Below are 21977 nucleotides of genomic sequence, written 5' to 3' on the forward strand. Positions count from 1 at the left end.
GACGGCCCGCGCACAGCAGCGTCCGGCCCTCTGTCAGGGGTGGTCGGCAGCGCCCATTGGACCTTCCACCGAGGGAACCCGGCATCCGTCGTCGGGAAAGCACATTGTGCAGAGAGGTGTTGCCGGATTGGGTTGCCGCAGAAACCGGTACGGAAAGAGGCACATGGCATCCCTGCTCGACGGCTGCACCCCCTGGCCCGAGGAGTTCGCCGACCGCTACTGGGCGGCGGGCCACTGGCGTGGCCGCACACTGGACAACCTGCTGCGCGACGCAGCCCTGCAGTACGGACCGCGGACCGCGCTCGTGCACGGCGAGACCCGCATCACGTACGCGAACCTGAACCGCCGCGTGGACCGCACGGCCGCCGGATTCCGGCTGCGCGGCCTCAGGCCCGGGCAGCGGGTCGTCGTGCAGCTCCCGAACGTCCCCGAGTTCGTCGTCACCGTGTTCGCGCTGATGAGGGCCGGCGCCGTCCCGGTGCTCTGCCCGCTGTCGCACCGCGCGCCGGAGGTGTCCCACATCGTGCGGGTCACCGAGGCCGTCGGCTACGTCGGTCCCTCGACGTACCAGGGCTTCGACCACACGGCGATGGCCGCGGACCTCGCGGCCCAAGGTCCTTTCCTGCGGCGGGTGTTCACCTATGAGGCGCCGGGCACCGCGTCCCCGTACGGCGGCCTGTCCACCGACCCGTCGGGCTGCCACTACTTCCCGCTGGGCTCCATCGACGCCCCGCCCGAACGCCCGCTCGCGCAGAGCGCCGGCCAGGTGGCGTTCTTCCTGCTCTCCGCCGGTAGCACCACGGCGCCCCGGCTCGTTCCGCGCACCCACAACGACTACGCCTACCAGGCTCGGGCCGCCGCCGAGGTGGTGTCCCTCACCGGGGACGACGTGTATCTCGCCGCGCTGCCCGCCGAGTCCAACCTCGCCTTCGGCTGCCCCGGCATCGTCGGCACCCTCTGTGCCGGTGGCACCGTCGTCCTGGCCGGGAACCCCGAACCCGCCGTGTGCCTTCCGGTCATCGGGCGAGAGCGGGTCACCGTCACGTCGGTGCCCTCCGCCGTCGCCCGCCTCTGGCTCGACGCACTTCCCACGGCCCGGGCCGACGTGAGCAGTCTGCGGCTCCTGCAGGTCGGCGGCGCGCCGTTGCGCCGGGCGGCCACCGTGACGGCAGGTCCCGCACAGGGCTGTCGCCTGCAGCAGGTCTTCGGCGGGGCCGAGGGGCCGCTCACTGTGACCCGGCCTGCCGATCCGGACGAGACCGTGCTGACCACCCAGGGCCGTCCGCTCTCGCCCGACGACGAGATCCGCATCGTCGACGCCGACGGCAAGGACGTGCCCGACGGAGAGCCCGGCGAACTCCTCGCCCGCGGCCCGTACACGCCGCGGGGCTACTACCGTGCGCCGGACCACAACGCACGCTCCTTCACCACCGACGGGTACCTCCGCACCGGCGACCTCGTGCGGCGCACCCCGGACGGCAACCTGGTGGTGGCCGGCCGTCTCCGCGACGCCTGGACGTCCGGTGGCCGGGATCGGCCGGGCCCCGGACCAGGGCCTCGCGGGTGTAGACGCCGGTGACCCGGCCGCCGTCGTAGATGCAGATGTAGTGGTTCGGCATGAGGCGGTGGTTGCCGGAACGGATCTCCCGGTTCCCGGACGTGGTCATGTGTATCTGGAGGGTGCCGTCGATCGCACCCTTGATGGTGCCGAGGCCCTTGCAGAACGGGTTGGAGGCATGCATGACCATCCGGACGTCGACGTAGTTCCCGCCGGATCCGAGCTTCTTGACGCTCATGTACTTGTCGCTCGCCGTCTTGGTGGCGACGAGCCTGTGGTCCGACTTGCGGTACACATGGCCGGCGTGGCGTTCGTGCTGCTGGCACTCCTTCTCGACGTGGCCGTCAGCACCGTCCGGGGAGGAGCGGAAGCCGCCCTGCTGTGGATCTGGGCGGTCTTCTCGGGATATGTGCCGTTCGTGTTCCTCCTCGGCCGGTACGCCTGGCGCAAGACCCTCCGCTGACTCCCGCCGGGCGGGGCACGGCGCCCTGCCCGCCGTGCTCGGCGGGCCTGTCGGTCATCGAGTTCATCACGACTGCCGTCACCTGTGCTCAACCCCTTGACGGACGTCGCTCACGCGGTTTAACTCACGTCGTAAATTAAGCCATGAGGAGCCTTCGGGAGTCGCGCTGACGCGGTGTCGGCTCCCGGGGCGGGCCTCGGAGTTCGACTCCCGGAAAGGGACACCAGGAGCCATGCGCAGAATCCGAGCCGCGGCCACCGGCGCCGTCACCCTGTCTCTCGCCCTCGCGGCCACGGCCTGCGGCGGCGGTTCCGCGACCGGGGGCGGGTCGAACGACTCACCCAAGACACTGACGTACTGGGCCTCCAACCAGGGCGCCAGCATCGCCGTCGACCAGCAGGTGCTGGGGCCCGAACTCACCAAGTTCCAGAAGCAGACCGGCATCAAGGTGAAGCTGGAGGTCGTGCCCTGGTCCGACCTGCTCAACCGGATCCTCACCGCCACCACCTCCGGCCAGGGCCCGGACGTGCTCAACATCGGCAACACCTGGAGCGCCTCGCTGCAGGCGACCGGCGCGCTGCTGCCGTGGGACGCGAAGAACCTCGCCAAGATCGGCGGCAAGGACCGGTTCGTCGACTCCGCGCTCGGCTCGACCGGCGCGGCGGGCAAGGACCCGGCCGCGGTCCCGCTGTACTCGATGGCGTACGCCCTCTACTACAACAAGAAGATCTTCGCCGACGCCGGCATCGCGAGGCCCCCGGCCACCTGGGACGAACTGGTCGCCGACGGCAAGAAGATCCAGGCCAAGGGCAAGTCCGCGCTCGGGGCCGAGGGCGCGAGCCTGGCGGAGAACATCCACCACGTCTTCGTCTTCGCCAAACAGCACGGCGCCGACTTCTTCACCGCCGACGGCAAGCCGAACTTCACCGATCCCAAGGTCGTCGACGCGGTCAGGAGTTACGTCGACCTGATGGCCAAGGACAAGGTCATCCCGGCCGGCGACGCCGAGTACGCGCAGAACCAGTCCGTCAGCGACTTCGCCAAGGGCAAGCAGGCGATGCTGCTGTGGCAGTCGGCCGCCGCCAACCTCAAGTCCCAGGGCATGAGCGAGGACGCCTACGGCATCGCGCCCGTACCGGTGATCTCCGGCACCCCCGGCACCGGCACCCAGGTCAACTCGATGGTCGCCGGCATCAACCTCGCCGTCTTCAAGAACACCCACAACCTCGACGGCGCCACGCAGTTCGTGAAGTTCATGACCTCCGACGAGGAGCAGAAGATCCTCAACAAGGCCTACAGCTCCATCCCGCCGGTCAAGTCCGCCCAGGCGGATGCGGCGTTCGGCACCCCGGCCAACGCCGTACTCAAGAACACCCTCGCCACCTCCGCGGCGGCGCTGCCACAGGTCGCCTCCGAGTCGCAGTTCGAGACGGCGGTCGGTACGGCCGTCAAGGACCTGTTCGCGGATGCCGCCGCCGGGCGCGCGGTGACCACCGACTCGGTCAAGGCCGCGCTGGACAAGGCCCAGCAGCAGATGCCGGCGGCGTGAACGAGACGATGACGACCACCGCCTTCAAGGATCCGGTGCGCGAGGCTTCCCCCGGTGCGGCGACGCGCGAGCGCCGCCGCACCGGGCGGATCCGCCGGGCCGGCCTGCCCTACCTGCTCCTCCTGCCCGCCCTCGTGCTCGAACTCCTGGTCCATCTGGTGCCGATGGTCATCGGCATCATCATGAGCTTCAAGGAACTGACCCAGTTCTACATCCGCGACTGGGGCACCGCGCCCTGGTCCGGTTTCAGCAACTACAAGGTGTCGGTGGACTTCAACGCGCCCGTCGGCAACGCGCTGTTGCACTCCTTCTTCGTCACCGTCGGCTTCACCCTGCTGTCGGTCGGCCTGTGCTGGCTGATCGGCACCGCCGCCGCCGTCTTCATGCAGGACAGCTTCCGCGGCCGGGGTCTGCTGCGCGCCCTGTTCCTGGTGCCGTACGCGCTGCCCGTGTACGCGGCCGTCATCACCTGGGTGTTCATGTTCCAGCACGACAACGGCCTGGTGAACCACGTCCTGCACGACCAGCTCCACCTCACCGGCAAGCCCTCCTTCTGGCTGATCGGAGACAACAGCTTCTACGCGCTGCTGACGGTGTCGGTGTGGAAGGGCTGGCCGTTCGCCTTCCTCATCGTGATGGCCGGCCTGCAGAACATCCCGAGGGAGCTGTACGAGGCCGCCGCGCTGGACGGCGCCGGGACCTGGCAGCAGATCCGCCGTATCACCCTGCCCTCGCTGCGCCCGGTCAACCAGGTACTGGTCCTGGTGCTGTTCCTGTGGACGTTCAACGACTTCAACACGCCGTACGTGCTGTTCGGCAGGTCCGCCCCGGACGCCGCCGACCTCATCTCGGTCCACATCTACCAGGCCTCGTTCGTCACCTGGAACTTCGGCACCGGCTCGGCGATGTCCGTCCTGCTGCTGCTGTTCCTGCTCGTCGTCACCGGCACCTACCTGCTCGTCACCTCGCGCGGACGGAGGGCCTCCGATGGCTAGCACCGACTCGCCCATGGCGCCGTCGCGTTCGTTCACCTGGTCGCGGCGGATCTTCCTCACCCTGCTCACCGGTTTCGTACTGATCCCGGTGTACGTGATGATCTCCAGCTCGCTGAAGCCGCTCGCGGACGTCACCGGCAAGTTCCGCTGGCTGCCCAGCGGGCTGACCATCCGGCCGTACATCGACATCTGGTCGACGGTCCCGCTCGCCCGCTACTTCGTGAACTCGCTGATCGTGGCGGGCGCGGCGACCGTCTGCTCGGTGGTCATCGCGGTCTTCGCCGCCTATGCCGTCAGCCGCTACGAATTCCGCGGCAAGCGCGTGTTCACGGTGACCGTGCTGTCGACGCAGATGTTCCCGGGCATCCTCTTCCTGCTTCCGCTGTTCCTGCTCTACGTCAACATCGGCAACGCCACCGGCATCGCCCTGTTCGGTTCCCGCGGCGGGCTGATCCTCACCTACCTCACCTTCTCGCTGCCGTTCTCCATCTGGATGCTGATCGGCTACTTCGACTCGGTGCCGCGCGACCTGGACGAGGCGGCGCTGGTGGACGGCTGCGGCCCGCTCGGCGCGCTGCTCAGGATCGTCGTACCGGCCGCGATCCCCGGCATCGTCGCGGTCGCCGTCTACGCCTTCATGACCGCGTGGGGCGAGGTGCTCTTCGCGTCCGTGATGACCAACGACACCACCCGCACCCTGGCCGTCGGCCTCCAGGGCTACTCCACCCTCAACAACGTCTACTGGAACCAGATCATGGCCGCCTCGCTGGTCGTCAGCGTGCCCGTGGTGGCCGGGTTCCTGCTGCTGCAGCGCTATCTCGTCGCCGGGCTGACGGCAGGTGCCGTCAAGTGACCAACACCCCGCATTCCGAAGGGACTTCCGTGTCCGAACGCATCGACCTCGCCGCCTTCCCGCACGACTTCCTGTGGGGTACGGCCACAGCGGCGTACCAGATCGAGGGGGCCGTTGCCGAGGACGGCCGTGCGCCCTCGATCTGGGACACGTTCTCGCACATCCCGGGGAAGACCGCGAACGGCGACACCGGTGACGTCGCCTGCGACCATTACCACCGCTGGCGCGAGGACATCGCCCTGATGCGGCAACTCGGCGTCGACGCCTACCGGTTGTCCGTGGCCTGGCCACGCGTGCTGCCCGCGGGCACCGGGCCGGTCAACCCCAAGGGTCTCGCGTTCTACGACGAGTTGGTGGACGGCCTGCTGGAGGCGGGCATCACCCCCTCGGTCACGCTCTACCACTGGGACCTGCCGCAGGCGCTGCAGGACCGGGGCGGCTGGCCGGAGCGGGACACCGCCTTCGCGCTCGCCGAATACGCCTCGGCCGTCGCCGCCCGCCTCGGGGACCGGGTGAAGCTGTGGGCGACCCTCAACGAGCCGTCCTGCTCGGCCTGGATCGGCCACCTCGAGGGCAAGATGGCGCCCGGCTGGACCGATCCGGCTGCCGCCGTGCGCGCCTCCTACCACCTGCTCCTCGGCCACGGCCTGGCCGCGCAGGCGGTACGCGCCGCCGCCCCCGGCGCCCAGGTCGGCATCGTCAACAACCTTTCCACCGTGTATCCGGCCACCGACCGCCCCGAGGACGTCGAGGCGGCCCGCCGCCAGGACGGCCACGTCAACCGCTGGTGGCTCGACCCGGTGCACGGCCGCGGCTTCCCCGCCGACATGGTGGAGACATACGGCGTCGAACTCCCCGTCCAGACAGGTGACTTGGACACGATCGCGACGGACCTGGACTGGCTCGGCCTGAACTACTACTTCCCGGCCTACGTCGCCGACGCCCCCGACGGCCCGCCGCCGTACGTGCGTGCCGTGCGCCGTGAGGGCGTCCCGCGTACCGGCATGGACTGGGAGATCGACGCGAGCGGCATCGAGACCCTGCTGCTGAGGCTCACCGAGGAGTACGGCGCCCGGAAGATCTACGTCACCGAGAACGGCTCGGCCTTCGAAGACGTGGTCCGCCCCGACGGCAGCGTGGACGACCCCGAGCGCCAGGAGTATCTGGAGCGGCACCTCGCCGCCTGCGCCTCCGCCGCCCGCAAGGGGGCCCCGCTCGCCGGCTACTTCGCCTGGTCGCTGCTGGACAACTTCGAGTGGGCGTACGGCTACGCCAAGCGCTTCGGCCTGATTCACGTCGACTACCGCACCCAGGTGCGCACCATCAAGGGCAGCGGCCACCGGTACGCGGACATCGTCCGTGTCCACCGCGGCCGGGGCCGCCGGGCCGCCTGACCCGGGGCCGGCCGGTGGGCACGGGAAGGGAGACCCGTGCCCACCGGTCTCCCGGCCACACCGCGCATGTCGAATGTCATGTATGCGACATTCGCACGCCCGGGACGGAGAGCGGCACGTGCGCCTCCGCCCCGCAAGGAGAACCGCATGCCGTCCCCTCGCGTCCCGTGCACCCTGCTCGCCGCCTTCACCACCACGGCCCTGCCGGCCACCGGCCCGCCGTGACGGCGGCGGGAGCCGTACGACGTGCCGAACGCCCCGCGAGGAACCGGGAGCCTGCCGCCCCGTGACCGCCCCGTCCCCGTTGCGGGCACGGGCAGGGACCGTTCGTGGCGGGCCGGGCCCTCGCCGACCGGTACGGCGTACGGCGAAGCCCTGGCGGAGCCGGGGCGGCTGGGGCTTCCCACCGACGCCCCGGCCTTCGCCGCGGGCCTGCTCGAACTCGTCGGCACCACGGCGACGGGCGCCCTGCCGACGGCGGGGCCGGTGCCGTCCGGGGCGCGGCACGGCACCTGAACACCACACCCCTGCCCCACGTATCCCCTCACCGTGGGAGACTCCCTCTCCATGAGCGCGTCCCCGGCGGTGAGAGGTCTGCGGGCCGCGGTGTTCGCCGCGGTGTGCGTGCTGCTCGCCGCGGCCGGGCACGGGCTCGCCATGGGCGACATGCCACCGCTGTGGGCGGACGCGGCGGGCTTCCTCGGCGTGTTCGCGCTCGGCTGGGTCCTCGGCAGACGGGAGCGGTCGCTCGCCGGGATCGGCGCCGCCATGCTGCTCACCCAGGCCGCCCTGCACGCCGGCTTCGACGCCGCCCACCGCACCACAGGGCGTGTCACCACGTCCGGCCACGGTATGGCCGCGGTGCATGCCCACGACATGGCCGCGATGCACGTCCACCCGGGGGCCCCGCATCTCACCGCGCACGCCACTGCCACCCACTTTCTCGCCGCACTGGCCGCCTCCTGGTGGCTACGGCGCGGCGAGGCCGCCCTGTGGTCGCTGCTGCGCCGCACCGCCACGCTCGTCCCCGGCCTCGCCGCCTGGTGGCACGGCGCCCCGCTGCCCGCTCCCGCCCCGCGCCCCGTACGCGTCCCGGCCGACCCCGCACCACCCCGCCGGACCCCGCTGCGGCACGCGGTCGGCCGGCGCGGCCCCCCGCACCCGGTCCCGTACTCGATCTGACCCGGATGCTCCACACCTCTCGTACCACCACACCTCTCGTACGGAGACCGACTCACCCATGTCCGCAGCACACCCGGCCCTGCGCCGCGCCGCGACCGTCACCGCCGGCGCCGCCGCCACCGTCCTGCTCACCGCCGGTGCCGCGTTCGCGCACGTCACCGTCCACCCCGACAGCTACGCCAAGGGCGCCACCGACGGCGTCCTGACCTTCCGCGTCCCCAATGAGGAGGACAACGCCACCACCACCAAGGTCGAGGTCTTCCTGCCCACCGACCACCCCGTCCTCGGCGTGCTGGTCCACCCGCAGGACGGCTGGAGCGCCAAGGTCACCACCACCAAGCTCAAGACGCCGGTCAAGACCGACGACGGCACCATCACCGAGGCCGCCTCCGAGATCACGTTCACGGGCGGGAAGATCGGCGCCGGACAGTACGAGGACTTCAACGTCGCCTTCGGCCAACTGCCCGACGACACCGGACAGTTGGCCTTCAAGACGCTCCAGACCTACTCCGACGGCAAGATCGTCCGCTGGATCGAGGAGCCCACCGGCGCCGACGAGCCGGAGAACCCGGCCCCGGTGCTCAAGCTGACCGCCGGTGACGCGAGCGCCGCCCCGGCCCCTGCCAAGAGCGCCGCCGCCACCGCCCAGGCGTCCGGCTCCAGCGACTCCACGGCCCGCGGGCTCGGCATCGCCGGCCTGGTCGTCGGCGTCCTCGGCCTCGCGGCGGCCGCCTTCGCGCTCGTCCGGAGCCGCAAGCCGCAGTCGTAGATCACATGCAGGGGGAAGGGCCCGGACCGGCATCCCGGTCCGGGCCCTTCCCTCTGGCGGCGGTTCGCTCAGCGTGCCGCCAGTTCCAGGACCGGCGCCTCGGTCGGGACCTGCGCCGACGTCCGCGACGCACGCCACAGCCAGCGCACGTCGCGGCCGAAGGACCACACCAGGGAGCCCAGCGCCAGCAGCACGATCGCGAGGTTCGCCGGGCGCGGCAGCAGCTCGGCGCCCGCCAGGAGCAGGGCGATGCCCTGCACCGCGGCCACCGTCTTGCGGGCGAAGGACGGCGGCAACGGGGCGTTCAGCCACGGGGCGAGGCGGGCGGCGGCGACGAACGCGTAGCGCATCGCGCCGATCAGCAGCACCCACGGACCCAGCTGCATGGCGACGTAGACGCTCAGCACCAGGATCAGGAACGCGTCGACCTCCATGTCGAAACGCGCGCCGAGAGCCGTCGACGTACCCGTGCGGCGGGCCACCTTGCCGTCCACGCCGTCCAGCAGCAGGGCGACCGCGGTCAGCCCCACCATCAGCGTCACCGGCGGGGCGCTCTCGAAGGAGTCCGCGACCAGCGCGGTCACCCCGCCGACCAGGGTCGCCCGGCCGAACGTGACCCGGTTGGCCGGCCCGAAGGAACTGAGGCGCGAGCGGTGCAGTGCCCGAGCCAGCACGGCCCAGGTGGCGAACGCGAACGCGAGCCCCGTCAGCCAGCCGGCCGGCCCCATGCCTATCGCCGTGCCGAGCAGGGCCAGCAGCAGGACCTGTACGCCCGCTCCCACAGCGGTCTCCTGCTGAAGCCTCGCGTCATACGTGTTGTTCAGGGCCACCGCACACCCTCCGGCCGAGTGACAGAGTCGATCAACGCCGCGTACTGTGCGCGGCCTGTGCACTTCTCGGTACGTGAACAACTTGCCTAATGTTCAGGAGGATGCCGATGAACCGCTCGGCCCGCGCGTTCTGGCTGCGGTCGCCCGGTCACGGGGAACTGCGCGACGTCACCCTCGCGGCACCCGCCGAAGGCGAGGTCCTGGTCCGCGCCCTGTACTCCGGGGTGAGCCGCGGCACCGAGACACTCGTCTTCCGCGGCCAGGTGCCCGAGAGCCAACACGCCGCGATGCGGGCGCCGTTCCAGGACGGCGACTTCCCCGGCCCGGTCAAGTACGGCTATCTCAGCGTCGGCAAGGTGGAACAGGGCCCGGCTGAGCTGATCGGACGCACGGTCTTCTGCCTGTATCCGCACCAGAGCCGTTACGTCGTTCCAGTGAGCGCCGTGACCGTCGTACCCGAGTCGGTGCCCGCCGCCCGGGCCGTGCTCGCCGGGACCGTGGAGACCGCCGTGAACGCCCTGTGGGACGCCGCCCCGCTGATCGGCGACCGGATCGCGGTGGTCGGCGGCGGCATGGTCGGCTGCTCGGTGGCCGCCCTGCTCGCCCGGTTCCCCGGCGTCCGCCTCCAGCTCGTCGACGCCGACCCCGCCCGCGCCAGGACCGCCGAGGCACTCGGCGTCGACTTCGCCACACCCGAGGACGCCCGCGGCGGCTGCGACCTCGTCGTCCACGCCAGCGCCACCGAAACCGGCCTCACCCGCGCCCTGCAGCTCCTCGCCCCCGAGGGCACGGTCGTGGAACTGAGCTGGTACGGCGACCGGCGCGTGAGCCTGCCGCTCGGCGAGGCATTCCACTCCCGTCGGCTCACCGTGCGCAGCAGCCAGGTCGGCACCGTCTCCCCGGCAGCCCGCGCCGGCCGCGACTACGCCGACCGGATGGCACTCGCCCTCGACCTGCTCGCCGACCCGGCCCTGGACGCGCTCATCACCGGTGAGAGCGCGTTCGAGCAACTCCCCGACGTCATGCCCAAGCTCGCCACCGGCCGGATCCCGGCCCTGTGCCACCGGATCCGGTATGCCGAGGCGGTCTGACCTGAGAAAAGAGTGAGAGAGGGCTGAACACGGGGAAGCGAAGAGCCGTACTACACGTCATCCCCGGACAGGCACCGTCCGGGGGACCAGACGCGCCGCACCTGGAGGGTCGTCCGTTGTTCAGCATCACCGTCCGCGATCACATCATGATCGCCCACAGTTTCAGCGGCGAGGTGTTCGGGCCCGCGCAGCGACTGCACGGCGCCACCTTCCTCGTGGACGCCACATTCCGCCGCGAACAGCTGGACCAGGACAACATCGTGGTCGACATCGGCCTGGCCACCCAGGAACTCCGCCTGATCACGGCCGAGCTGAACTACCGCAACCTCGACGACGAACCGGAGTTCGCCGGTGTCAACACCTCCACCGAGTTCCTCGCCAAGGTGATCGCCGACCGGCTCGCCGCCCGCATCCACCGGGGCGCGCTCGGTGAAGGCGCCAAGGGGCTCGCCGGGATGACCGTCACCCTGCACGAGTCGCACATCGCCTGGGCGAGTTACGAGCGTGGCCTGTGACCGGGACGACGACCATGCAGCAGGCCCGCCTGTCCTACGTGCCGGCACAGCCCGCCGCCGAGAGCGCCGGAGTCACCCCCATGTCCCTGCGCACCGTGCACTTCGTCCTGCCCGGCGGCGTCGACGACCCGGCCGCGCCCAGCGGCGGCAACGCCTACGACCGCCGGGTCTGCCTGGACCTGCCCGGCTTCGGCTGGCAGGTCACCCGGCACCGTGCGCCCGGCACCTGGCCGCGTCCCGACCGGCCCGCCCGCGACCGGCTCGCCCGCACCCTGCGGGACCTGCCGGACGACGCGGTCGTCCTGCTCGACGGGCTCGTCGCCTGCGGTGTCCCCGAGATCGTCACCCCGCACGCCGACCGGCTGCGCCTCGCCGTGCTCGTCCATCTGCCGCTCGGCGACGAGACCGGCCTCGCCCCGGCCGTCGCCGCCGACCTCGACGCCCGCGAACGGGCCGTGCTGCGGGCCGCGCCCGCCGTGATCGCGACCAGCGACTGGGCCGTGCGCCGGCTCGTCTCGCACCACGGCCTCGCCCCCGACCGGGTGCACGTCGCCGCACCCGGCGCCGACATCGCGCCCCTCGCCCCCGGCACCGACGGCGTCTCCCGGCTGCTGTGTGTGGCCGCGGTGACCCCGCGCAAGGGCCAGCACCGGCTCGTGGAGGCGCTCGCGGCCGTCCGGGACCTGCCGTGGACCTGCGAGTGCGTCGGCGGCCTCGGCCAGGACCCCGAGTACGTCGCCCGGCTGCGCGCCCTCATCGCCCGCCACGGCCTGACCGACCGTCTGCACCTGACCGGGCCGCGCTCCGGCGCCGACCTCGACGCCGTCTACGCCGCCGCCGACCTGACGGTCCTGACCTCCTACGCCGAGACCTACGGCATGGCGGTGACCGAGGCCCTGGCCCGCGGCATCCCCGTCCTCGCCACCGACGTCGGCGGCGTACCGGAGGCCGTCGGCCGGGCCCCCGACGGCGGCGTGCCCGGCATCCTCGTCCCGCCGGAGGACCCCGCCGCGCTCGCCGCCGAACTGCGCGGCTGGTTCGGCGAGCCCGACGTACGCCGCCGCCTCAAGGCCGCCGCCCGGGCCCGCCGCGCCGCCCTCGACGGCTGGGCCACCACCGCCCGCAGCCTGGCCGCTGTGCTCGGCCGGCTCCCCGAGGCCCCGAGGAGGGTGGCATGACCAGGCGCAACACCGTGACGCACGGCGCCGCCGCGATCCCGGCCCAACCCCGGCCCAGGAAGGCGGAGTCGATGCGGCGCAGCGAGAACGAGGACGCGACGGAGCCGACCGGGATCGGCGTGGACCATGACGCTGTGCACGCAGCGGCCCGCGCGGGCCGGGGGAGCGGGGGCGAGGGGCCCGCGACGACCGAGGCCCGCCCCGGGGAGGAGACGGACGAGGGGGGCGTCGGGGCGGACGGCCCGCGCGCCGGAACGCCCGCCGCAGCCCCGTCCGTTGTGGATGCCGCCCGGAGCGGAGGTCCCGCGGCCGCCGCCGACTCGGTGCTCTCGGTCGTCGCCGGAGCCGGGCCCGTCGGGCGTCCCGGCGAGCGGGCCACCGTACGGCTGCGCGACTCCGACTCCGACCCCGACCCCGACGAACCGCCCCGGTACGCGCCCGAGTGGCTGCAGTTGCGGGAACCGGCCGACGCGGCCGCCCGCGCGCAGGACCTGCTGGACCCGCTCAGGATCCGGCTGACGAACCTGCCGGGCCGCACCGGCGCACTGGCCGTGCACGACCTGGGCTGCGGCACCGGCTCGATGGGCCGCTGGCTCGCACCCCGCCTCGACGGCGCCCAGCACTGGGTCCTGCACGACCGCGACCCCTACCTCCTGCACTTCGCGGCCGCGGCCTCCCCGCGCTCCGCCGCCGACGGCAGCCGGGTCACCGTCGAGACCCGGCGCGCGGACGTGGCCCGGCTGACCCCGGAGGCGCTCGGTGGCGCCTCGCTGGTCACCGCCTCCGCGCTGCTCGACGTCCTCACCCGCGAAGAGGTCGGCACCCTCGTCGACGCGTGCACCGGTGCGGGCTGCCCCGCTCTGCTCACGCTGTCCGTCGCCGGACGCGTCGAACTCACTCCCGCCGACCCGCTGGACGCCGAGATCGCCGAGGCGTTCAACGACCATCAGCGGCGCGCCGGACTGCTCGGCCCGGACGCGGTCACCGCGACCTGCGAGGCGTTCGCCGCGCGCGGGGCGGCGGTACGCGTGCATCCGAGCCCGTGGCGCCTCGGCCCGGAGCAGGCCGCGCTCACCGAACAGTGGCTGCGCGGCTGGGTGGGCGCAGCCGTGGAGCAGCGGCCCGCGCTGCGCGACCGCGCCGCGCGCTATCTGCGCGCGCGCCTCGCCGCCTGCGCGGCCGGCGAACTGCGGGTGATGGTCCACCACAGCGATCTGCTGGCCCTGCCCCGGCCGAGGGGCGGCACGACATGACGGCCCGAACGACGGCAACGGACCGGGCATCCCGGACCACGGGAGCCGACCCACGCGCGGGCGCAACGCCTTCCGGCCCGCGGCGCTCGCGGGTGCGCGGTGCGGATGCCGGGCAGGCGGCCGGCATGGGCGGTTCGGCGTCGGCGGATGCGGTTCGGGCCGGGGGAGTCGGTGAGCGGGCGGGCGGAACGCCCGGCGATACCGCACACGCGCGCGTGCGCGGTGCGGAGGCGGAGCCGCAGGTCGGTGCCGGCGGCGGCGCGCCGTCGGAAGTCCCGGCCCACGGCGCCGCGTTCACGCCCGCGCACACCTCACCCACCGCGCCCGCGCACACCTCACCCACCGCGCCCGCGCACACCTCACCCACCGCGCCCGTGCCGGCCCACGCCCCCGCGTCCGAGCCTGGATCCGTGTCCGCACCAACGTCGGGGGAGGCGCCCGCCTCCCGTCGCCGCGGCCCCCGTACCCTGCGTGCCCACCTCGGGACCCTCGCCGGTGCGGTCATCCTCGGTGTGCTGCTGTGGCGGCTGGGGACCGGTGCGCTGCTCGACGGGCTGCGCCGTATCGACACCGAGTCCCTGCTGGCCGCCCTGGGCATCGGCGGGGTCACCACCGTGCTGAGCGCCTGGCGCTGGCACCTGGTGGCCCGGGGGCTGCGGATCCGGCTGCCGCTGGGGTCCGCCGTCGCCGACTACTACCGCGCGCTGTTCCTGAACGCGGCGCTGCCCGGCGGGGTCCTGGGCGATGTGCACCGGGCGGTCCGGCACGGGCAGAGCGCCGGCGATCTGCGGCGCGCGGTGAAGGCGGTGGTCCTGGAGCGCGTTGCCGGGCAGATCGCGCTGGCCGTGTTCGGCGCGGCGGCGCTGCTGGTCCTGCCCTCGCCGGTACGCGACGACGCGCGCAACGTCGCTCCGCTCGCCGCCCTGGCCGCCGCAGGAGCGTTCGCCGTCGTCGCCGCCCTGCGCATGAACCGTGCGCCCACCCGACGCCACGGCCCGCTGCACAGCCTCCTCGGCGAGGCCCGGCAGGGGCTGCTCTCGCGGCAGACCGGGCCCGGTGTCGCGCTGGCCTCCGCCGTCATCCTGGCCGGACACCTGGCGACGTTCGTCGTCGCGGCCCGGGTCACCGGCTGCGCCGCCCCCGTCGCGGTGCTGGTCCCGCTCGCGGTCCTCGCCCTGGTCGCCATGGGACTGCCGCTGAACGTCGGCGGATTCGGCCCCCGCGAGGGCGTCACCGCCTGGGCGTTCGGCGCCGCGGGACTCGGTGCGAGCAGCGGAGTCGCCGTCGCCGTGGTGTACGGCGTGCTCAGCTTCGTGGCGAGCCTGCCCGGCGCCGTCGTGCTCCTCGCCCGCTGGAGCGCCGGACTGCGCGGCTACGCCCGGACGTCCCCGGCGTCGTCGGGCGCGGTGAGCAGCGCGAACACCGCCGAGAAGGATTCCACCAGGGCTGCCAGCAGTTCCTTCCCCTTTTCCGCCGACCCCAGGGAAGGACGGCCGATGACGCCCGATTCGGTATAGGCGGACATTCCCACGGTGAGCAGATGACGACGGTCGTCCGCGACGAAATCGGCGGACTCGTAGCCAGGGCGGACGAATTCAGGATGAGCGTGCAGAAGAATCGAGGTCTCGATTTCCCCGGCATGCATGTCGGTGAGCAGCGAGGTCTCGACCCCCGCCCGATCCCGGGCGGCCTCCCAGTCCTCGACGGCCGGGAACAGCGCCATCCGCTCACCGCGCGCGGACGCCTCCTGGACGACGTGGCCCAGCACGTAGTTGCCGCCGTGCCCGTTGACCACCACGAGCGCGTCGACCCCGCCGCGGCGCAGCGACGCCGCGATGTCCCGGACCACCGCGTGGAGCGTCACGGCGGAGATGCTGACGGTCCCCGGCCACCCGGCGTGCTCGTGCGAGCAGGAGACCGTCACCGGAGGAAGGAGGTGCACCGGGTATGCGGCGGCGATCTCACGCGCCACGGCACAGGCGACCAGGGTGTCGGTCGCCAGCGGAAGGAAGGGCCCGTGCTGTTCGAAGCTGCCGACGGGCAGGACGGCCACCTGTGCCGTGGCGAGCGCCCCCCGCGCCCGTACGTCTTCCGTGGTGTCCGCCGGCATCACCCCGTGTGCCGCCGCACGCACGCCCGAACCACTCATTTTTTCACGGCCTTTCGTCTCTGCTGAGGAAACAGATCATGACAGAAAACAACGGCGTCAACATCGGCGCAGTGGGCGCGAAGTCCGCGCGGCGATCGGGCACGGAACGCGTCGTGAATGCACCCCTGCCCACCGTGTACGGCAAGTTCCAGGCGATCGGCTACCTGGACCACGACCGCGGTGACGAGCAAGTGGCCCTGGTGTACGGCGAGATCGGCACCGAGAACGTGCTCACCCGGCTGCACTCCGAGTGCCTGACCGGGGACGCGTTCGGCTCCCGGCACTGCGAGTGCGGCGACCAGCTGGCGGCCGCGCTGCGCGCCGTCGTCGCCGAAGGCAGCGGCATCGTCGTGTACCTGCGCGGCCACGAGGGCCGCGGCATCGGCCTGCTGGCCAAGCTGCGCGCGATGGCCCTGCAGGCGGAGGGCCTGGACACGGTGGAGGCGAACCTCGCGCTCGGCCTGCCCGTCGACGCCCGCGACTACCGCGTCGCCGCCGAGATGCTGCGCGACCTCGGCGTGCGCTCGGTACGGCTGATGTCCAACAACCCGCGCAAGCGGGAGGCACTCGTCCGGCACGGCATCCAGGTCGCCGAGCGCGTGCCCCTGCTGATCGAGCCGTGCGAGAGCAACATCACCTACCTGCGCACCAAGCGCGAGCGGCTGGACCACATCCTGCCCCACCTGGACGCCGTCGCCCATGGCTCCTGACGGCCCGGCGCCCTGGCGGCCCACCGGCGGTCACTGAACGAGGGTCTCGCTCACCAGCCGCCGCAGCTGCGGGAACACCTTCAGCGTCCGCGGGCGCAGCTGGGTCATGAACTGCACCGTCAGCTCGTGGGCCGGGTCGACCCAGAACGCGGTCGTGGCCACGCCCGTCCAGCCGTACGCGCCGAGGCTGGACGGGGCCAGGGTGCGGGACGGGTCCACCACCACCGAGACGTTGAAGCCGAAGCCGAGACCGTCGTTGCCGGGCTCCTGGTGGACCGGGGAGCCGAAGGCCCGCAGGACGGCGCCGCCGGGCAGCCGGTTGCCGGTCATCAGCGTGACGCTGTCCGCCGACAGCAGCCGGACGCCGTCCAGTTCGCCGCCCCGGCGCAGCATCTCCATGAACCGGTGGAAGTCGTACGCCGAGGACACCAGGCCACCGCTGCCGGACAGGCACCGGGGCCGGCCGTGCACCGGCAGCCCCGGCACCGGTGCGATCCCGCCCTCGTCCCTCTCCCCGTACAACTCGGCCAGCCGGGGCGCCTGTTCGGCCGTGACGTGGAACCCGGTGTCGGTCATGCCGAGCGGGCCGAGGATCCGTTCGGCGAAGAAGGCATCCAGCGGCTGCCCGGACACCACCTCGATCACCCGGCCCAGCACGTTCGAGGCGACCGAGTAGTTCCACTGCGTGCCCGGCTCGAACTGCAGCGGCATCCGCGCGTACACCTCGACCGTCTCGGCCAGATCGGCGCCCGGCGGCACGGAGTACTCCAGGCCCGACTCGCGGTACCGGGCGTCGACCGGATGCGTGTGGTAGAAGCCGAACGTCAACCCGGCCGTGTGGGTGAGCAGATGGCGCAGGAGAACAGGGCCGGCGGCGGGCCGGGTGCGCATTCCGGCGCCCGAGCCGCCCTCGTACACCCGCAGGTCGGCGAATGCCGGCAGATGGCGCTCCAGCGGATCGTCCAGGCCGAGCCGGCCCTCCTCCATGAGCTGCAGCACCGCGACGGCGGTGACCGGCTTGGTCATCGAGTAGATCCGCCACAACGTGTCCGGCGTGACAGGAAGACCGGCCGCGACATCGCGTCGCCCGTACGTCGTGAGGTGCGCGACCCGCCCGCCCCGGGCCAGGGCCAGCAGAAAGCCGGGCAGCCGCCCCGCGTCGACGTGGTCGGCGAAGCAGCGGTCCAGGCGGTCCAGCGCCTTCGCGTCCAACCCCGCCTCACCCGGGTCGACTTCCTGTCGCAGCTGTGCCATCGCTCTCCTCCGGTCGCCGTCGTACCCGATGCCGTCCGGCCGCCCGGCCGGTGCGCACCCGGTGCTCATCGTCGCGCAGGAACACCGTCCGGGAGGTGATCTTCGGCAACGGGTGTGACGGACGCGACGCGGCCCCGCCCGGACAGCGCCCAGGCCGCCGGTACCGCGAGCCCGGCGACGGCCGCCAGGACGAGCAGCGCCGGCCCGGTCCCGGCGTCCAGCAGCGCACTCGCGCCGGCCACGCCGAGAGCGGGGCCCACGTTCAGCACGGTCTGCTGGAGCCCGCCCGCCACCCCGGCCACGGCCGGCTCCGCCGCGGAGACGATCGCATGGGTGGCCGCCACCATCACCGTCCCGAACCCGGCGCCCAGCAGCGCGAAACCGCAGCCGAACACCGGCACGGACCCGGCCCGGGACAGCACGAGAACACCGAGCGCGAGCACGGTCGCAGCCACTGCCGTCGTACCGCGCGTTCCGAACCGGCGCAGCAGCACCGGGCACAGCGCGGCGGACACCACCATCAGCGCCGCCAGCGGCAGACTGCGCAGCGCACTCACCAAGGGGTCGAGCCCGAGGCCGCGTTGGAGCACGTACGTGGCCACGAAGAGCGTGCCGAACAGGGACGCCGACACCGCGACCAGGACACCGAGCCCCGCCCCGACCGCCCGTGAGCCGACCAGGCCCGGCGGCAGCAGCGGACGCGCCGTACGCCGCTCGTGCCGGACGAGTAAGGCGGCGCCGGTCGCGGCGAGGAAGAGGGCCGACGACCGGTTGACGGCCCCGGCGCTCAGCGCGTCCACCAGGCAGGCCAGGGTCAGCGTGAGCAGTGCGGCGCCCGGGATGTCCAGCGCGGTCCGGGCGTCGCCGGGCGGGGTCCGCTCGGGGCGCAGGAGGGCCGGCAGGCCGAAGACGAGCGCCGGCAGCACGTTCACGAAGAACACCGCCCGCCAGCCCAGATGCGTCACCAGCGCCCCGCCCACCAGCGGTCCCGCTGCCGCCGCCAGCCCGATCGCCGCCGTCCGCACGGCGAGCGGCCTCGCCAGCAGCTCCGCCGGGAACGCCACCCGCAGCATGCCCAGCGTGGCCGGCTGCAACAGCGCCCCGAACACCCCCTGCACCGCCCGCAGTCCGATGACCCACTCCACACCGGGCGCGAGACCGATGGCCGCCGACACCGCCCCGAATCCCAGCATGCCGAGCGCGAACGCCCGCCGGTGCCCGTACCGGTCACCGAGCCGCCCCGCGAACACCAGCAGGCTCGCCACCGCGACCAGATATCCCGTACTGGTCCACTGCACCTCGGCGAACGTCGCGCCCAGATCTCTTTGCAGACGCGGCTGCGCGACCGTGAGGACCGTACCGTCCAGCGCGACGACCACCGCGCCCGCCACGCTGCTCGCCAGCGTCCACCGCCGGTTCACCGGCCCCCCACCGCCCCCAGATGCGCCGCCAGCGCCGCATCGAGCAGTGGCCCGAAGTCCTTGCCGCCGACGGCCAGTTGCAGGCTGTTCCAGCGCCACAGCTGGGCGATCCCGTGCAGGTTCGCCCACAGCGCGCCCGCCACCTCGCGCGCGTCGGCCTCCGGCCGCACCTCACCGACCAGCCCGGCGAGCAGCTCGAACAACGGAAGACTGGTGTCCCGCAACCCCAAGTGGCCGCTCTCCAGCAGATCATGACGGAACATCAGCTCGTACATCCCCGGCCGGTCCAGCGCGAACTCCAGATACGTCCGTGCCAGCGCGGCCACCCGGGCGCGGGGGTCGGTGCCGGGCCCGGGCGCCGTCCCCACTCGGTCGGCCAGGTCGGCGAAGCCGCGGCGTGCGATGGCGGACAGCAGCTCCAGATGGGTGGGGAAGTAACGGCGTGGCGCCCCGTGCGAGACCCCGGCGCGCCGCGCGATCTCCCGCAGGGTCAGCGCCGACAGCCCCTCGGCGGCCAGCAGTTCCACCCCCACGTCGACCAGACGCTCCCGCAACCCGCTGTCGTAGTCGGTCATGGACACTGTCTACCAGGCGCGAGTAGACAGTGTCTACGAGGTGCCTGTCACCCGTTCGGCCCACGGCTCCGGGGAATGCCGGGGCCGCCGCGACGAGTTGACGGTGCTATGACCGACGACTCCACCCAGAACGCACTGCTCGACCTGCTCTCCGCAGGCCACGGCGGCACCCTGGTCACCCTCAAGCAGGACGGCCGCCCCCAGCTGTCCAATGTCAGCCATGCCTACTACCCCGACGAGCGGACCATCCGCATCTCCGTCACCGACGACCGCGCCAAGACCCGCAACCTGCGCCGCGATCCCCGCGCCTCCTACCACGTGACCAGCGCAGACCGCTGGGAGTACACCGTCGCCGAGGGCACGGCCGAACTGAGCCCGGTCGCCCGGGACCCGCACGACGAGACGGTCGAGGAGCTGGTCCGGCTCTACCGTGACGTCCTCGGCGAACACCCCGACTGGGACGACTACCGGGCGGCGATGGTCCGCGACCGCCGGCTGGTGGTGCGGCTGCGGGTGGACCGGGTGTACGGGATCCCCAAGCAAGGCTGAGGCGCAGCCGGCGGCCGACGGCCCGGTGAACGGCCCCCCCCGCCTACACCCCCTCGGTCGTCCGCGCCTCGATCGCCCGCAGTACGGCGACCATGTCCTCGTCGCCGTACCCCCGCGCAACGGTCTCCTCGAACAGCGCGTGGCACGCATCCAGGAGCGGTGAGGCCAGGCCGGCCCTGCGGGCGGACTCGGCGATGAGGCGGTTGTTCTTCAGGACGTCCAGTGCGGCGGCCTGCACCGTGAAGTCCCGCTCGTGCAGCTTGGGTGCCTTCATCCGGGAGACCGGGCTGGCCATCGGGCCCGCGTCGAGGACGTCGAGGAACAGGCGGCGGTCCAGGCCCTGGCGTTCGGCGAAGTGGTAGGCCTCGGTCAGTCCGGTGACCAGGGTGATCAGGAACAGGTTGACGGAGAGTTTCATCAACAGGGCGCCGGGCACCTCGCCGCAGGCGAACGTCTCCCGGGACAGGGGCGCGAGCAGGGGGCGTACGGCGGTCACGGCTTCCTCGTCGCCGGCGAGCATGGCGACCAGTTGCCCCTGTTCGGCCGGGACCCGCGATCCGGAGACGGGAGCCTCGACGTAGTGGCCGCCGGCGGCGCGGACGTCGGACTCCAGGGCGTGCGAGTACTCGGGGGACGTCGTGCCCATGTGGACCACGGTGCGTCCCGCGACGCGGGTGCCGAAGGCGGGTGTGCCGCGGGCGAGGACGGTGTCGACGGCGGCTTCGTCGGCGAGCATCAGCAGCACCACGTCCGTGCGCGCGAACACCTCGCCGGGATCCGCGGCGACTTGGGCACCGGCGGCGCGCAGGGGTGCGGTGCGCTGCGGGGTGCGGTTCCAGACCACGAGGGGAGTGCCGGCGGACGCCAGGCGCAGTGCCATGGGCCGGCCCATCACTCCGAGTCCGATGAAACCCACGTTCACGGTGTCGTCCTCCCCTTCGCGCGAGCCGCCTATGACCGCTGTCATGGTAGCCGTCGTTATGACGTCGGTCATAGAGTGGGCGGGGTGCGGAACGGAGGCCGGTGATGGGTGAGGCACAGGCGCGGCGGGGCCCGCGGGAGCGGATGGTCTTCAGTGCGGCCCAGCTGATCCGGCGCGACGGGATCGCCGCGACCGGGATGCGGGAGGTCGCGGCCCTCGCGGACGCGCCGCGCGGCTCTCTTCAGCACTACTTCCCGGGTGGCAAGGAACAGCTGGTCAACGAGGCGGTGGGGTGGGCGGGGCGGTACGCGGGCAAGCGGATCGCACGCTTTGTCGCCGACCTGGACGAGCCGAGCCCGAGCGCTCTGTTCGCGGCGATGATCGCGCAGTGGACCGACGAGTACGAGGCGCAGGGCTTCGGCGGGGGTTGCCCGGTGGCCGCCGCCACGGTCGAGCGGGCGTCGGCCGGCGGGGCGACCCGCGAGGCCGTGGCCGCCGCGTTCGCCACGTGGCGGGAGCCGCTCACCGGGGCCCTCGGCGACATGGGGGTCCCCGCCGCCCGCGCCGAGGCCCTGGCCACGCTGATGATCAGCACCCTGGAGGGCGCGATCATCCTGGCCCGCGCCGAGCAGGACGTACGGCCGCTGCGGACGGTCGTGGCGGAACTGGGTCCCCTGCTCGACGCGGCGGTGCCGCCGGCCTCGTGAGCGCCGACCGTGCGGTGGACGCGGCCCGTGCGTCGCGTGCGGCCCGTGCGGTGGTGCGGA

General features: G+C 72.8%; 22 protein-coding genes and 1 pseudogene. 17 read left to right on the plus strand and 6 right to left on the minus strand.

The genetic code is table 11. The features are described 5' to 3' along the window. Positions 1-163 precede the first annotated feature (163 nt). The 9 genes from GQF42_RS37035 (at position 164) to GQF42_RS37075 (ending at position 8763) form a co-directional block, all read left to right on the plus strand. Positions 164-1579 carry a (2,3-dihydroxybenzoyl)adenylate synthase gene (locus tag GQF42_RS37035; protein ID WP_158927249.1) on the plus strand — a complete coding sequence of 472 codons (1416 nt, stop codon included), beginning with the start codon at positions 164-166 and terminating at the stop codon, positions 1577-1579. Positions 1580-1862: 283 nt separating this feature from the next. Beyond that, the gene (locus GQF42_RS37040; RefSeq protein ID WP_158927251.1) at positions 1863-2021 is read left to right on the plus strand and encodes a hypothetical protein; all 159 of its coding nucleotides are present in this window, start codon (positions 1863-1865) and stop codon (positions 2019-2021) included. 232 nt (positions 2022-2253) lie between these two features. After that, positions 2254-3570 carry an ABC transporter substrate-binding protein gene (locus GQF42_RS37045; RefSeq protein ID WP_158927253.1) on the plus strand — a complete coding sequence of 439 codons (1317 nt, stop codon included), beginning with the start codon at positions 2254-2256 and terminating at the stop codon, positions 3568-3570. An 8-nt stretch (positions 3571-3578) separates the two neighbouring features. Next, positions 3579-4565 carry a carbohydrate ABC transporter permease gene (locus GQF42_RS37050; RefSeq protein WP_158931034.1) on the plus strand — a complete coding sequence of 329 codons (987 nt, stop codon included), beginning with the start codon at positions 3579-3581 and terminating at the stop codon, positions 4563-4565. A gap of 13 nt (positions 4566-4578) precedes the next feature. Further along, a complete protein-coding gene (locus tag GQF42_RS37055) occupies positions 4579-5418 on the plus strand; it encodes a carbohydrate ABC transporter permease (protein WP_158931032.1) in 840 nt (279 codons plus the stop codon). Positions 5419-5447: 29 nt separating this feature from the next. After that, positions 5448-6812 (plus strand): GH1 family beta-glucosidase, encoded by a 1365-nt coding sequence (locus GQF42_RS37060; RefSeq protein WP_158927255.1) that lies wholly within the window; start codon positions 5448-5450, stop codon positions 6810-6812. 246 nt (positions 6813-7058) lie between these two features. Beyond that, entirely contained in the window at positions 7059-7328 is a 270-nt protein-coding gene (locus GQF42_RS37065; RefSeq protein ID WP_158927257.1) for a hypothetical protein, read from the plus strand. A gap of 51 nt (positions 7329-7379) precedes the next feature. After that, entirely contained in the window at positions 7380-7994 is a 615-nt protein-coding gene (locus tag GQF42_RS37070; RefSeq protein ID WP_158927259.1) for a hypothetical protein, read from the plus strand. A 58-nt stretch (positions 7995-8052) separates the two neighbouring features. Further along, positions 8053-8763, plus strand: a complete 711-nt coding sequence (locus tag GQF42_RS37075) for a YcnI family copper-binding membrane protein (protein WP_158927261.1) — start codon at positions 8053-8055, stop codon at positions 8761-8763. 68 nt (positions 8764-8831) lie between these two features. Here the strand turns inward: GQF42_RS37075 and GQF42_RS37080 are convergent, their stop codons facing one another. Continuing rightward, entirely contained in the window at positions 8832-9593 is a 762-nt protein-coding gene (locus tag GQF42_RS37080) for a CDP-alcohol phosphatidyltransferase family protein (RefSeq protein ID WP_158927263.1), read from the minus strand. Positions 9594-9700: 107 nt separating this feature from the next. Here GQF42_RS37080 and GQF42_RS37085 point away from each other — a divergent pair, with 107 nt between their 5' ends. The 5 genes and pseudogenes from GQF42_RS37085 to GQF42_RS46375 all read left to right on the plus strand — a co-directional run. Beyond that, positions 9701-10684: a zinc-dependent alcohol dehydrogenase gene (locus GQF42_RS37085; RefSeq protein ID WP_158927265.1), complete on the plus strand. Its 984-nt coding sequence runs from the start codon at positions 9701-9703 to the stop codon at positions 10682-10684. 116 nt (positions 10685-10800) lie between these two features. Next, positions 10801-11199 carry a 6-pyruvoyl trahydropterin synthase family protein gene (locus GQF42_RS37090; protein WP_158927267.1) on the plus strand — a complete coding sequence of 133 codons (399 nt, stop codon included), beginning with the start codon at positions 10801-10803 and terminating at the stop codon, positions 11197-11199. 14 nt (positions 11200-11213) lie between these two features. Then, on the plus strand, positions 11214-12377 hold the full coding sequence (locus tag GQF42_RS37095; RefSeq protein WP_158931036.1) for a glycosyltransferase family 4 protein: 1164 nt from the start codon (positions 11214-11216) through the stop codon (positions 12375-12377). Continuing rightward, on the plus strand, positions 12374-13630 hold the full coding sequence (locus GQF42_RS37100) for a class I SAM-dependent methyltransferase (protein WP_407699516.1): 1257 nt from the start codon (positions 12374-12376) through the stop codon (positions 13628-13630). Before GQF42_RS37095 ends, GQF42_RS37100 begins: the two co-directional genes overlap by 4 nt. 125 nt (positions 13631-13755) lie before the next feature. Then, positions 13756-14901: pseudogene (locus GQF42_RS46375) on the plus strand (lysylphosphatidylglycerol synthase domain-containing protein); the annotation flags it as partial. Between the two features lie 101 nt (positions 14902-15002). Here GQF42_RS46375 and GQF42_RS37110 read toward each other — a convergent pair. Beyond that, positions 15003-15779, minus strand: coding sequence for a creatininase family protein (locus tag GQF42_RS37110; RefSeq protein ID WP_158927271.1), 777 nt, complete (start codon positions 15777-15779; stop codon positions 15003-15005). Positions 15780-15817: 38 nt separating this feature from the next. Between GQF42_RS37110 and ribA the strand changes: the two genes are divergently transcribed. Then, positions 15818-16489, plus strand: a complete 672-nt coding sequence (gene ribA, locus GQF42_RS37115) for a GTP cyclohydrolase II (RefSeq protein ID WP_158927273.1) — start codon at positions 15818-15820, stop codon at positions 16487-16489. A 30-nt stretch (positions 16490-16519) separates the two neighbouring features. Here the strand turns inward: ribA and GQF42_RS37120 are convergent, their stop codons facing one another. From GQF42_RS37120 to GQF42_RS37130, 3 genes are all read right to left on the minus strand, one after another. Next, positions 16520-17743 (minus strand): serine hydrolase domain-containing protein, encoded by a 1224-nt coding sequence (locus tag GQF42_RS37120; RefSeq protein WP_158927275.1) that lies wholly within the window; start codon positions 17741-17743, stop codon positions 16520-16522. A gap of 65 nt (positions 17744-17808) precedes the next feature. Further along, on the minus strand, positions 17809-19164 hold the full coding sequence (locus tag GQF42_RS37125) for an MFS transporter (RefSeq protein ID WP_158927277.1): 1356 nt from the start codon (positions 19162-19164) through the stop codon (positions 17809-17811). Then, positions 19161-19739: a TetR/AcrR family transcriptional regulator gene (locus GQF42_RS37130; RefSeq protein WP_158927279.1), complete on the minus strand. Its 579-nt coding sequence runs from the start codon at positions 19737-19739 to the stop codon at positions 19161-19163. Before GQF42_RS37130 ends, GQF42_RS37125 begins: the two co-directional genes overlap by 4 nt. A gap of 108 nt (positions 19740-19847) precedes the next feature. On the opposite strand from GQF42_RS37130, the gene GQF42_RS37135 reads away from it, so the two are divergent. Then, complete coding sequence (locus GQF42_RS37135) at positions 19848-20288, plus strand: PPOX class F420-dependent oxidoreductase (RefSeq protein WP_158927281.1); 441 nt, start codon at positions 19848-19850, stop codon at positions 20286-20288. Positions 20289-20331: 43 nt separating this feature from the next. Here the strand turns inward: GQF42_RS37135 and GQF42_RS37140 are convergent, their stop codons facing one another. Beyond that, positions 20332-21210 (minus strand): NAD(P)-dependent oxidoreductase, encoded by an 879-nt coding sequence (locus GQF42_RS37140; protein WP_158931040.1) that lies wholly within the window; start codon positions 21208-21210, stop codon positions 20332-20334. Between the two features lie 104 nt (positions 21211-21314). On the opposite strand from GQF42_RS37140, the gene GQF42_RS37145 reads away from it, so the two are divergent. Further along, the gene (locus GQF42_RS37145) at positions 21315-21917 is read left to right on the plus strand and encodes a TetR/AcrR family transcriptional regulator (RefSeq protein WP_158927283.1); all 603 of its coding nucleotides are present in this window, start codon (positions 21315-21317) and stop codon (positions 21915-21917) included. The last annotated feature ends 60 nt before the right edge of the window (positions 21918-21977 follow it).

This window comes from Streptomyces broussonetiae (genome assembly GCF_009796285.1).
In the GTDB taxonomy this organism is placed as follows: domain Bacteria; phylum Actinomycetota; class Actinomycetes; order Streptomycetales; family Streptomycetaceae; genus Streptomyces; species Streptomyces broussonetiae.